The sequence below is a fragment of the Thermanaeromonas sp. genome (assembly GCF_021890735.1).
Lineage (GTDB): Bacteria > Bacillota > DSM-521 > Neomoorellales > Neomoorellaceae > Thermanaeromonas.
In genome coordinates this window covers 1-12446 of sequence record NZ_JAKKUR010000045.1, presented here as the reverse complement: position 1 = coordinate 12446, position 12446 = coordinate 1, and the positions used below count along the sequence as shown (strand labels likewise).

General features: G+C 49.1%; 9 protein-coding genes and 1 pseudogene. 2 read left to right on the top strand and 8 right to left on the bottom strand.

Annotated features, from left to right (window positions below):
• From L5656_RS07820 to L5656_RS07810, 3 genes and pseudogenes are all read right to left on the bottom strand, one after another.
• Positions 1–470, bottom strand: a pseudogene (locus tag L5656_RS07820) (hypothetical protein); the annotation flags it as partial.
• A gap of 92 nt (positions 471–562) precedes the next feature.
• On the bottom strand, positions 563–2602 hold the full coding sequence (locus tag L5656_RS07815; protein ID WP_297201454.1) for a PIG-L family deacetylase: 2040 nt from the start codon (positions 2600–2602) through the stop codon (positions 563–565).
• Between the two features lie 217 nt (positions 2603–2819).
• Positions 2820–3911 carry a GerAB/ArcD/ProY family transporter gene (locus tag L5656_RS07810; RefSeq protein WP_297201452.1) on the bottom strand — a complete coding sequence of 364 codons (1092 nt, stop codon included), beginning with the start codon at positions 3909–3911 and terminating at the stop codon, positions 2820–2822.
• Positions 3912–4031: 120 nt separating this feature from the next.
• On the opposite strand from L5656_RS07810, the gene L5656_RS07805 reads away from it, so the two are divergent.
• Together L5656_RS07805 and L5656_RS07800 are read left to right on the top strand one after the other, a co-directional pair.
• The gene (locus L5656_RS07805; RefSeq protein ID WP_297201450.1) at positions 4032–5681 is read left to right on the top strand and encodes a spore germination protein; all 1650 of its coding nucleotides are present in this window, start codon (positions 4032–4034) and stop codon (positions 5679–5681) included.
• A gap of 2 nt (positions 5682–5683) precedes the next feature.
• Positions 5684–6964, top strand: coding sequence for a Ger(x)C family spore germination protein (locus L5656_RS07800; protein WP_297201449.1), 1281 nt, complete (start codon positions 5684–5686; stop codon positions 6962–6964).
• Between the two features lie 422 nt (positions 6965–7386).
• Here L5656_RS07800 and sdaAB read toward each other — a convergent pair whose 3' ends face one another.
• The 5 genes from sdaAB to L5656_RS07775 form a co-directional block, all read right to left on the bottom strand.
• Positions 7387–8052 carry an L-serine ammonia-lyase, iron-sulfur-dependent subunit beta gene (gene sdaAB, locus L5656_RS07795; RefSeq protein ID WP_297201447.1) on the bottom strand — a complete coding sequence of 222 codons (666 nt, stop codon included), beginning with the start codon at positions 8050–8052 and terminating at the stop codon, positions 7387–7389.
• A gap of 76 nt (positions 8053–8128) precedes the next feature.
• A complete protein-coding gene (sdaAA, locus tag L5656_RS07790) occupies positions 8129–9001 on the bottom strand; it encodes an L-serine ammonia-lyase, iron-sulfur-dependent, subunit alpha (RefSeq protein WP_297201445.1) in 873 nt (290 codons plus the stop codon).
• Positions 9002–9149: 148 nt separating this feature from the next.
• Positions 9150–10130: an ornithine carbamoyltransferase gene (argF, locus tag L5656_RS07785; RefSeq protein WP_297201443.1), complete on the bottom strand. Its 981-nt coding sequence runs from the start codon at positions 10128–10130 to the stop codon at positions 9150–9152.
• A 153-nt stretch (positions 10131–10283) separates the two neighbouring features.
• The gene (locus L5656_RS07780) at positions 10284–11018 is read right to left on the bottom strand and encodes an MBL fold metallo-hydrolase (RefSeq protein WP_297201441.1); all 735 of its coding nucleotides are present in this window, start codon (positions 11016–11018) and stop codon (positions 10284–10286) included.
• A 17-nt stretch (positions 11019–11035) separates the two neighbouring features.
• A complete protein-coding gene (locus L5656_RS07775; RefSeq protein WP_297201439.1) occupies positions 11036–12193 on the bottom strand; it encodes a glycerate kinase in 1158 nt (385 codons plus the stop codon).
• Positions 12194–12446 lie beyond the last annotated feature (253 nt).

Below are 12446 nucleotides of genomic sequence, written 5' to 3'. Positions count from 1 at the left end.
GCCCATCTATAAGAAGGTCCAAAAAACCTGCCTCCAGCACCTGGAGAATTAGCCACCAGCAGAGCCAGTAAAGGAAGGAAATAGATTAAATTGCGGTAAGCGCGGTCCCGGTCGACGAAACCACTGAGGTGCAAGTGCAAACCGCAGATATTGGTAGGCTCTTCGTGATCTAACAAATGGCCTAGGGGTACCAAGAGGCCAGGGCAGACAGAAGCCAAATCCTGGCGGCGTCGAGCAAGGTCGGCCAGCAATGCCTCTTTATCCTCGTGAAGGCCGGTGGATATTTCTACCCCGCTCATTAAGCCCTGCCGCAAATCCTTGCCGCGTACAAAATTGCATGCTGTATGGGTGTAGTAGCTGCGGGGGTCCTTCCATACCAGGCGAGCAAGATAATAAAGTGATTGTAGAGTGGGCCTGTCCGGTTCGGTAATAAATATTTCTTCTTCTAGACCCCAGCGCAAACGGTGCAATTTCTTATTTTCCCTCCTCATACTTGTTTACCCGTCTGTAGCAAGCAGCCAAATGTTTTGCATTAGCCTATCAGATGTCCTCTACTTCTTTACTATTCGCAGCCACCGATCTCCACTAGCTGCCAAGGAATACGGTCCAAAAGAACACGGCTTCTCCAGGTTTCCGCTTCTATTATGAGGTAATCACCGCGATACAAAGAAAAATCCTCCAGTTCTATTCGCAAAGCTTTATCTTCACAAGTTAACTGAGCAACCCCTTGATAACCGGCTGGTTTTTCCAGCCATTTCACTTCTTCTTTTTTACCGGGGAGCACCTCAAAAATATAACGGGCTGAAGGCTTAAAAGAAGGCTCCCTCCAAAGATATAAACTTATCCGGTAAATTATTTTGGCTTCCGGTTGTTCCCATAACGCTAGCCTCATCACCGTTCTCCGAGGTTTAACGTCTAAATAGAGGCCTCGTAGATCCCCACCCTTGTCCAAGTGCTGCATAAAAGCCTCCTTAGGTGGATCAAGGGCAACCAACTGGGAAGCGCCACCTATGCTCTTAGGCTTTAACAAACCAAATACCTCATTGGGCCGCAGAAAGTTGGCAAAAAATGTGCTCATTACTTGTTTTTGGGTTTTATATTCATCTAAAGCCCGCTTTTTTTTCTCTTGAATATTTTCGTCTAAAGGCAACTTATACCACGGGGTTCCTTGATAAAGAAAAAAACTTGGAGGAAGAAGGGGTGTCTTCCGGCGCAAAGAAGGAGCTAGTTGCCACGCTCCAGAATGCACCAAGTAACTATATACTTGTGGAAATCCCCTACCCTCTTCCCTTTTCCACATAGCCAAAGCAGCCAACGTAAAAGCTCCGGTTGCCCAATGGTCCGGGTGGCTGTCGGCGGTATCGGGAAGCAAGACCACCGTAGGCTGGTAAACCTTAATAACCCTCAAAAGATCAGTTAAAATACTTATCCCTGAGTAAACAGCTCCCGGAGACAAAGCATTATCATAAGGTACACTACTGCTTAAAGTGGCAGGAGACTGGTAAGGCTTTTCCACCGACCAATAATTTAGCCATATCTTACTAAGTCCACCATCAGGGTAACCCAAAAAAGTAATATCCCTTGAAGGTACACCCAAAACGGCCAACGCTCTTTTCGCTTCCTCTTGCCTGACGCTGCCATAAGCTAAAAAGTCACCCGGTACCGGAGGAAACGAGTCGTTCCAAGCCTCTACTCCTCGCCTAAAGCCATCTCCACTAGTCATAAAAACTACATGTACACTATCTCCTTTAGCCTTAGCATAAGCAATCAGCCCCCCTGCGGCTAAAACCTCGTCATCAGGGTGAGGCGAAACAATTAAAATTCGCTCCCCTGGACTAGATAAAGGTAAAGCTTCTAATTGCCGGCTAGCGGCCCGGGCCACCCTAATATGGGAAATATCGTAGCCCAGAAAAGCTATCCCTCCCATCAAAAGTAGAAGCCAGAGCGCAGGCCGGAGGAAGTTGCCTTTCTTACGTCCTTGCCGTAGGAAAAAGGCAGCTATATCCTTATACATACCGAGCCTGGCTACTACCCCCCTGGCTAGCCCTCTCTTTTCCTCTTTCATCACGTGCGTCATATTGGCCAGGGGAACTTTTTTCACGCGCCAGCCCCTATCTTTAGCAAATTTAGAAAGCATAACCTCTATCTCGAACCCCTTAGCCCCTTTCACGGCAGCCAAAAAAAGCTCTTTGGGTATCGCTCTTTGCCCTGAAAGGTAAGGAGCTATAAACTGGGCCCAATCTGTCAAAGCCCGACCCCTCCGGAAAATACCCACCGTCATATCTGCCTCACCGTTAAGAACGGGCCAAAGAAGCTCTTCCACGTGCGCCGGAGACAAGCCTTCTAAATCGGCATCTAAAAAAAGAAGGATTTCTCCCCTCGCTTTCTGGGCTCCTTTGAGCATGGCGTTACCCTTACCGTGGTTCTTATCCAAGTATATAACTATAGCTCCTTGCCGCCTGGCTACCTCCGCCGTGCCATCCCGGGAGCCATCATCTACCACGATAATTTCGTCTACCAAAGGCACCTGGCGCAAAGTAGCCACGACCTTCCCTACCGTACGCTCCTCATTGTATGCCGGTATTATTGCAGATACCCGCATACCTTCGCTCCTTCTGGGGAAGATTTAATTTTATGGAGTTCTACTTCCTTCTAGTAATTTCCTCCCATAACATTAAAAATTGACTCCGTGTAACCCCCCTCCATATATCCTCACCTTCCTTCCCAAATTTACCTCCAGGGCCGCCCTAAAACCCATCTTAAATTCTAGGCCCATTACCTTCCAAAAGTCTTGCAGCCTCCCTAAGAGGCCTTCCGTGTCACCCTTTAATATTACGGATCTTAGCCACTAATAGCAATATGGCTGGGTAAAGAAAGTAACCGGGAAAAAAATAAAAGGGCCAGGTGCGGGATGCAAAGCGCAGCATTTGGTGGAAGTGCTCGTACACTGTAGGGGCGAAAAAAGTGAGCAGTAAGGCGGTGGGTAAAACCAAGGGCCGGTAATCTTTAAGGCCCAAAACCTGAGATGTCCCCAGGGTAAATACATAAAAAACAACACTCAACTTCAAAAAGACACCGAAGGTCCAGATAAAAATAATAAGAGCGTCCATCCGTTGAAGGAACTCGCCGATGTTAATTAATTGTATGGCCGTAAGGCTAGGAAAATTAGCCCTGTTAGCTTCTAAAGGACCAAGAACAGCGATGTTACGCAGCAAGACGGATATAAGAAGAAAAGTAATCAAAACTACCGCCAAGACAAAAGGGTACCGGCATTTTCTGGGGCTGGTTAAGAAGGGAAAAAAATTTAAGAAGAAAACTGTCTCTCCAAACGGGAAAGTAAAAGCCGGTAAAATCCCCCTTACAACTGGCAAGATACCCTCACCAAGCACGGGTAAAAAGTTTTCCCACCGGGGTAGCTCCGGAGTAAGTATGGTAAGAATGTTGAGTACCAGGATTACAAAAATAAGAAAAGGAGTTAATAGCTCAGCCAGGCGGCCCAAGGTCTCAATGCCAGAGCGTACGGCCCAAGCTGCAAGTGCGGCCATTATGCCGATGAAAACCATAAGTGGGGTGTTAACCATAATGGCCACGACATATAGTTCGCTAAAGTTAAGCAAAAGTAAAGGGGCCAAATGAAAAGCATACCACAGAAAAAGGATATTAAGGCAAGTACCGAGCCCTTTTCCCAGCACACGCGGTGCATACTGGAAGGGAGTCTCTTTAGGAAACCTCAATCCTAGACTGGTGTACAAGTAGGCTACACCTACTCCCAAGGCTCCAGCCAAGAGATAGGAGATCCAAGCATCTTGTTTCGCTGGTCCTACAGGCATAATAAGGGTAGAAGTACCGATAAGGAAAGCCATAATAAGCATAAAAAGTTGCCAGTTGGAAATCCTGCCTTCTTCCCGCATAAAAACCCCGAAAGTTAATATTTCCTATAAACTCTAATTGTATGTAGCTATAGCATAAAATGGCACATAAAAGTATCACACTAAAAATAAAATCAAGAAATCAGGAGGGAAGCCCGGAGATTGTCTAAAATCATGGGTCGCCTTTGGAGATTGATCCGCTCCAAGGCTAAAAGTCCCTCGCACAAACGGAATAACAAAAGATATGAATACCCCCTTAAAACGAACCTGAGGGAAAGCTTAAATTACCTTAAAAAAACCTTCGGCTGCAGTGAAGACCTTATTACCAGAGAAATAGAAGTGGCAGGCCGGAGACTGGCCCTAGTATATCTTGAAACCATGGTAGATCGCGATGTAATCCAGCGTGATATCCTGCCTTCTTTAATGAGGCTGTCCTTTCAGGGGTTAAGTTTTACGGAGACACAGTTGCTAAGGCTTATCCGGGAGAATTTACCTATAGGCAATATGAAAGAATATTCCCTGTGGCAGGATGTACTTTACGGCCTGCTGGCCGGCCAGGTAGCCCTGCTCATGGAAGGTAGCAACCTCGCATTACTGCTGGGAGCTGATAGCTGGGAAAAAAGGGCGGTAACAGAACCGGAAATAGAAACCGTCATCCGGGGCCCTAGGGAAGGCTTTACCGAAGATCTCCCCACAAATATGTCCCTAATCAGGCGCCGCTTGCGCACGCCCAAGCTCCGCTTTGAAACCTTCTACTTGGGGCGCACCACCCATACCCGGGTAGTATTGAGCTATCTAGAAGGTTTAGCCTTAGAAACAGTCCTTACGGAGCTACGTAGCCGCCTCAAGCGTATAGATATTGACGGTATTTTAGAAAGCGGGTATATTGAGGAACTCATCGAAGACTCTCCCTTTTCTCCCTTCCCCCAATTTTCTAGAACAGAAAGGCCCGACAGAGTAGTTGCCGATATACTGCAGGGTAGAATCGCCATTCTGACAGACGGTTCCCCCTTCGTCCTTACCGTACCAGTTAACTTTTTTACAGAACTTCAAGCACCCGATGACTTATATGAGAGATGGGTATCTAGTGTAATTCGCATCTTTCGCTTTCTAGCCCTCTTTCTGGCCCTGTTGCTTCCCTCCCTTTATGTAGCCGCCACCACCTTCCATCATGAGATGATACCTACTACCCTGGCCGTGGCCATAGCTGCCCAGCGGGAGCGAGTACCTTACCCTGCCTTTGTGGAAGCTCTGCTTATGCAAATCATTTTCGAAATACTCGTTGAAGCGGGCGTGCGCCTGCCCCGGCCCGTGGGCCAAGCTGTAACCATTGTGGGCGCGCTGGTAATAGGTGAGGCAGCCATCAGGGCGGGGTTAGCTTCACCGGCTATGGTAATCGTGGTATCCCTTACTGCCATCTCTTCCTTCACCAATCCCACCTTCGGGTTAGGCACAGCTATACGTTTGTTGCGCCTGCCTATGATATTCCTGGCCGGCTCCTTGGGATTGTTCGGCATTTTTACCGGTATGCTGGCCATCTTAATTCACTTGGTTACTTTAAGGAGCGTCGGCCTACCTTATTTAGCCCCTTTAGCTCCTTTTATCTGGGAAGACCAAAAGGATATTATCTTCCGGGCTCCCTGGTGGGCTATGCTGTCCCGGCCTAAACTGGAAGGTGGTCTAAAAAATCTTTTGCGAGCGAAGCCTGGCATCAAGAAGATTGAACCTGCCCTGCAGGAACCTCCGGAAGCGGAAATAGAGACTATGATGAAGGAGGGGCCAAAAGATAAAAAGGGCCCCGGGAGGTCGTAACGTTGAGAAAAACAAGTAGCATTTTCTTCTTGTTGTCTTTAATTATCATCTTATTACTTTTTCTCCCGGGTTGCTGGGACCGGCGGGAGATCAACGAGTTGGCCTTTATATCTTCCTTCGCTTTTGACCTGGAAGGTGACGAACGTATAGTCACGGCAGAAATAATACGGCCAGCGGCCGTTGCCGGGGGCGGTGAAGGAGGAGGCGGAGGCAGTGGTGCAGCCGCCCTACCCCAGCGCGCCGCTATCATTAGCAGCGAGCGAGGTAACACCTTTTATGCTGCCGGCCGGAGGCTGGCTTTAAGGTTACCTCGCTGTGCCTATGTGGCGCATACTACGGCTGTGTTAGTAGGAGAAGGTCTGGCCCGCCAGGGCCTTACAGAAGTCCTGGATTTTTTAGACCGGCAGCAGGAATTCAGACGTTCCACTTTCATCCTTGTTACCCGTGGCCCAGCAAGAGGAATTTTGATCCGTGCCCAGGGAGGATTGGAAACCACCTTGGGCCGGGAGCTCACAGGTCTTGATAAATGGGTGAAGGTAAGCGGTTACGGGTTTATCCCCAGTGTCCACGATGTGCTATTGGATTTGTCCGGCAAAGCTGCCGCCACCGCAATACCCGTCTTGGAGCTCAGCCCCCAACCTTTACCCCCTGTTGTGGGCGGCCAAGCTTCTCGAAGCGATGCTTCCGCCAGATCCGGCGGGCAAGGGGTAAGCGGAGCCGCCGAACCGGAAATAGTCAGGACTGTACGTTTGAACGGAGCCGGACTTTTCCACCACGATAAGCTTGTGGGCTGGTTTGACGAGCGCCAGTCTCGAGGCTTAGCCTGGGTTAAGAATAAAGTTAGACGGGCTGTGTTGGAACTTCGGTGCGCTGAAGACCAAAAAGCAGTCTCCGTAGAAATAACTGAGGCAAAAAGTGAGACTAAATTTCTTATGCATAACGGCCGGATCCAGGCCCTAATTAAGGTAGAGGTAGAAGGTAGTCTCCTGGAACAACAATGCTTCCATGATTTTACTACCGAAGCAGCTATTAAATCCCTGGAGAGCCAGATAGCTAACATCATAACAGAAGAGATAAACAGCGCTATAGCTGAGGCTAAAAAGGCGGGAACAGATGTATTCGACTTTGGGGGCACCCTCTACCGTAAGGAACCTAAGCTCTGGAAACAAATCGCACCTCAATGGGATGAAGAATTTAAGAAACTCCCCCTAACAATACAGGTGAAAGCAAAAATCCGTCGAACGGGCTTGACCGGCCGGCCCTGGCAGCCTAGAGCCGATTAGAGGTTAACTAAAACCTCAACAATGGCTAAAGCCCTTAGTTAAAACTTGTAAGGCCCCGGAACCAGACCTTTCAAAAAAGAAGGTGACCCCCCTTGCTAAGGCTTTTAATTGTGTTCCTTTTATATACAGGCGTTGTCCTCCTGGAGGTCCCGCCCATGATACAACGCCGCGCCTGGCGGGATCTTTTAGCCTTCAGCTTCCTTTGTCTTCTCGGCTTGACATTGGCTACACTTTGGGCCCTGCGAATAAAAGTTACCTTCCCTTCCGAAGCTCTAATAAATTTCTTCGAACCCTTAGCTGAAGTTATTCTCGGACCCCCTGAATAAGGACATCCTGAATAAGGACATCCTGAATAAAAAGCCTACCGCTGGCCACTTCTGTAACTAATCACGGAAAAAGAGTTTTAATGGCTTGTCTTAAACTCATACTCGGGGAAGTATAGCTATCTTTTCCAACATCGGTAAAGAAAGTAAGGCCTGCCGCGCGGGCTGCGATATTTCCTGGTCGGTCTCTACGGCCATTAAAGCCCGCCCACCTGCCCTTTCCCGGGAAACGCGCATGGTAGCTATATTTATCTCATGACAAGCCAAAACAGAAGCCACCTGAGCTACTACACCCCGCTGGTCAGGATATACAGCCACCAACCCGGGAAGTTTACCACTAAACTCTATCCTGAATCCATCCAGACGGGAAAGGAGGATCTCTCCTCCACCTATCGAAGAGGCCAGTACCTTAACATGGTTTTGTTCTCCTGAAAGATCCAGTTCCACCGAATTCGGATGTACCTCCCCCAGATCTTTAAAGCCCCAATGAACTTCCAGCCCCTTTTCCCGGGCCAAATCTAAAGCATCCCTCACCCTCTCATCGTCAACTGTAAGCCCCAGCAATCCTGCCACTAAAGCCTTATCTGTACCGTGTCCTCTAAAAGTACGTGCGAAGGAACCGTGGAGAAAAATGTGGGCTTTACGAGGTTCTTCTCCCAATATATAGCGCGCCAGCCTTCCTATGCGAATAGCTCCTGCTGTATGGGAACTTGACGGCCCTATCATAATTGGGCCAATGATATCAAATATCCCAATACCGGACACCCCCCTCGCATACATGTAGTTCCTTTTTTGCCAAATTATATAGGCCGAAACAGTAGTACTTAACCTAAATAAACGGTTAGGTCAGCCGGGAAGCTATTTTCTTCGCCGTAGGACAAGCAGCGATACCTCCCTCAGCAGTCTCCCGCAAAGATGAAGGCAGGCTTTTACCTACTTCTACCATGGCTGCTATAACCTCTTCCAAAGGAATAAAAGATTTTAGGCCCGCCAAGGCTATATCCGCTGCAGCCAAGGCATGGGCTGCGCCCAGGGCATTTCGCTTAACACAAGGTATCTCTACCAAACCGCCTACCGGATCACATACTAGCCCCATCAGGCCTTTAAGAGCAATGGCGGCAGCATCTAAAGCTTGTAAGGGGCTGCCTCCAGCCATTTCCACTGTTGCTGCTGCAGCCATGGCAGAAGCAGCTCCCACTTCTGCCTGGCAACCTAAGGCAGCTCCAGAAAAGGAAGCCATTGAAGCCATCACCACTCCCACCGCTGCGGCAGCGAGCATCCCATCAATAACTGTTTCCTCGGAAAGCTTTCTTTCTTCTTCCAGAGCCAGCAAGACTCCCGGTAAAATACCGCAAGAGCCAGCCGTAGGAGCTGCCACAATCTTTCCCATACAAGCATTAACTTCAGCTATGGCTAGAGCAATGGTTATAGCCCGCGCTGTCGTAGCACCAGATACAAGCTTATTTTCTTTTCGGGCTTGTTCTAGCAGCCGCCCTCCACCGCCTATCAAGCCGCTGGGTGATTTTATATTCCCCTCCAAACCTTTACGCGCTGCCTGGCGCATAACCAGAAGTCTTTCTCTCATCTCCTGACGGATCTCCGTAAGTTCCCGGCCACTTACCTCCTTTTCCCATTCCTGGGCGGCTTCGCTTAAAGCTAGACCCTTCTCCCGTATCATATAAAGAAGTTCGTGGGTACTTTTAAAGCTCGGCACCGGACCCTCTCCTTTTAGGTTATTTGATCCAAGCCCAGATAGGCCCCCGTACGCAAAGTAAGTCTACAGCTCCTAGGGTTTCCATTTGTAACTACATAAACATAAGCGCCGGGTTTAAGCCCTCCCCCGGCGCCTTTCCAGTCTAAATTTACCATACAGTAGCAGCCAAAATAGCTTTTATGGTGTGCAACCTGTTTTCTGCCTCATCATAAATTACCGAGTGGGGGCCGTCTATAACCTCTTCGGTAACCTCAATGCCGCGGTCGGCGGGCATACAGTGCATGTAAATTGCCTCAGGTCGTGCCAGATTCATCCGGCGTCCATCCATGACCCAATTAGAATATTTTTCAATAAGATCTGCCCCTTCCGTGTCGCTTCCGGTATAAGCTATGGGGCCCCAGCTTTTGGCATAAATTATATGAGCGTCCTTACAGGCCTCATCCATGTCGTGTACTATCTCAAATTTGACCCCTGCTTCTTCCGCGTTTTTCTTGGCCTGTTCCACGATCTCAGGTAGGAGATAAAACTCGGGCGGATGGGCTAAGGTAACGTCCATACCAAAGCGCGGCATAAGCAAGATGAGGTCTTGGGGCATAGAAAGAGGTCTTATATATTTAGGTGCGTAGGTCCAAGATATAACAAACTTTAACCCTCTAAGATTAGGTCCAAATTTTTCACGGATGGTCATCAAATCAGCCAGGGACTGGGTGGGATGATAAAGGTCGCACTGCATATTTATCACCGGGATTTTAGACCATTTAGCAAGTTCCCGGATATAAGCATTTCCCACTTTAAAGGAACAATGGCGTACTCCAATACCGTCGCCAAAACGGCTCAAAACCTCCACTGTATCCTTGGCCGTCTCCCCGTGGCCGATCTGGGTGGTCTTAGGGGTAAGGTAAATGGCGTGTCCTCCCAACTGCGTCATGCCGGTTTCAAAAGCATTGCGAGTGCGAGTGGATTCTTGAAAGAAAAGCATGTAGAAGGTGCGATCCTCCAAAAGACGATGTTTCTCCCTGAGCATCTTCCTTCGCTTAAGCTCAAAAGCAAGATCGAGCAGGGTTTCGATTTCCTCTTTAGACCATTCTTGCCAGGTGATAACGTGTTTGCCTTTGAGATTTGTAATCATAAATTAACCCCCTCCATTTTGAATAGAGTTTTGCATTACTAACTAAATGCCCATTGGATTAAGTTCTACTTAAACTATTCTACATCTTTTCCCGTTCTCCTGCTAAAAAAGCCCCGGTTATCCAGGGCTTTTTTGTGTACTGTAAGTGTTTACCTAGATCTCCACAATTGCCCTCTCTACTGCCACCTGGCAGTTGGGAAACAAGCTCTTGGCTTCCCTCAATAAATCGGTACGCTCGTACCACGAACGCAAGTGAGTAAGTATAAGCCTTTTTACCTCTGCATCACGGGCTATTCTTGCCGCCTGACCGGCCGATAGGTGTCCCGTGGCTCCTAGCTCCAAATCTTTGTTAACATATGTAGCTTCCGCCAGCAACAGGTCCGCTCCTTGAGCAAAACCAATTAAGTCACTAAAGTATTCTGTGTCCCCGGTGTAGACCAAGGTTTTGTTACCGTCGGTTATACGCATAGCCATACAGGTAAAGGCATGTCGAGTGCTAACAAATGTAAAGCTGAATTCACCTATGGTAATATCTCGTCCGGGCTCTATCTGCCTGCCTTCTAAAGCCTCTTTATAAGGTAAGGTAGCAAATATATCGGCCGGCTCCGGTGGAGCCCATACAGGCACAGGTTTTATCCTCTTCCGCTCCATTACAGCCTGATCTATGGCATAACGGTAAACGCCGAGGTCGCTCATGTGATCACCGTGCAGGTGGGAAAGGACTACGGCATCCAGTTCCCAGAAAGGAATGAATTCCTGTAAACGGGACATAACACCGCTTCCGAACTCTAGAAGAACCCGGGTTCTTTCTCCCTCCAGGAGATATCCCGGGCAAGCACCCCCGGCGGGAGGGTAAGGTGTATAGCATCCGAGGATGATAAGCTTCATAAAGATTTCTAGCCTCCTTAATAATCTGCTATGGTGTGCGGAAAAACGGTAACCAACCGCATCAACCTTTCAGCCGCATCAGTCAGTAAAGTAGCCGCGTTTTCCAAGCAGTAGGTTAAAGGTAGCGGCCGGGGAATTATGCTCATGTACGCTTTAATACCATGCTCATATACGGTTTCGGCGCCCTCTCCAATGGAACCTGCCAGGGCCACCACCGGAATGCCGTATTTGCCGGCCACCTTGGCCACCCCAGCAGGAACTTTTCCGTAGGCCGTCTGTCGGTTTATTTCGCCTTCTCCCGTTATTACCAGGTCCGCCCCCGCTGCCAAAATGCCCTCTAAGTTTACAGCTTCCATTACTAGCTCAATACCCCTGCGTAAAGTAGCTCCGAGAAAAGCCACCAGTCCGGCTCCCAGACCCCCGGCAGCTCCGGCACCAGGAAGATCGCGTACTTCTACCCCCAGGTCCCGGGCTATTACATCAGCCAGCCGCGCCAGTGCAGCATCTAACCGGGGTATCATTTCCGGAGTAGCCCCTTTTTGAGGGCCATAAACGGCCGAAGCCCCACGCGGGCCGCAAAGGGGGTTATCCACGTCACAGGCGACCAATATTTCTACTTCTTTAATCCGAGGAAAGATATTTTCCATATCAATACGGTTAAGCTTCTCCAACCCTACGGCACCCCAAGGAATGTCAAGGCCAGCTTCGTCTAAAAGTCTCACCCCTAAGGCCTGAGCCATACCCGCACCACCATCGTTGGTGGCACTACCTCCTATTCCTACTATTAACCGCTGGCAACCTGACTTTAGGGCCTCGCGAATTAATTCTCCCGTCCCGTAAGTAGTGGTGTAAAGCGGGTTGCGCTTTTCTTTAGGAACAAGTGGGAGGCCCGAGGCCTGCGCCATCTCCACCACCGCCGTGCGACCGTCCCCTAAAATTCCCCATCGTGCGGTTACCGGCTCACCCAGTGGTCCCGTAACAAGTGCTTCCATGAGCTTTCCACCAGTGGCAGCTACCAAAGTAGTTGTAAGCCCTTCTCCCCCATCCGCCAGGGGGACTTCTACAGTTTCTACATCAGGAAATACCTTCTTTACCCCCGCAGCAATGGCTTTAGCTACCTGTGGCGCCTCTAGGCTTTCCTTAAAAGAATCCGGAGCAATTACAATACGCTTCATCAATTTTATCCCCCCAAAGACGCGCTCTTTCTATTCTAGTGGAAAGTTCGCCATCCCGGGGGTAAAAACCTGCTTAAAGAGGTTTTAAATTTTAAGACCGCTCCGGCCGCCTGCAAGCCACTATATGATAGGTACGACCATTGCTGTCTCCGCGGCTTTGGTAATCAAAGCCGTACTCGTCCAGCAGGCGTATTATAGAATCTGCCTGGTGGGCATCAGCCGCCTCCATGGAAATGGTTAATTGGTCCCCCTC

Bases quoted from the DNA above. Each gene is read 5' to 3' on its own strand.
- L5656_RS07775 (WP_297201439.1), bottom strand. From the start codon at position 12,193: ATGAAGCGTATTGTAATTGCTCCGGATTCTTTTAAGGAAAGCCTAGAG.
- L5656_RS07810 (WP_297201452.1), bottom strand. From the start codon at position 3,911: ATGCGGGAAGAAGGCAGGATTTCCAACTGGCAACTTTTTATGCTTATT.
- argF (WP_297201443.1), bottom strand. From the start codon at position 10,130: ATGATTACAAATCTCAAAGGCAAACACGTTATCACCTGGCAAGAATGG.
- L5656_RS07780 (WP_297201441.1), bottom strand. From the start codon at position 11,018: ATGAAGCTTATCATCCTCGGATGCTATACACCTTACCCTCCCGCCGGG.
- L5656_RS07815 (WP_297201454.1), bottom strand. From the start codon at position 2,602: ATGCGGGTATCTGCAATAATACCGGCATACAATGAGGAGCGTACGGTA.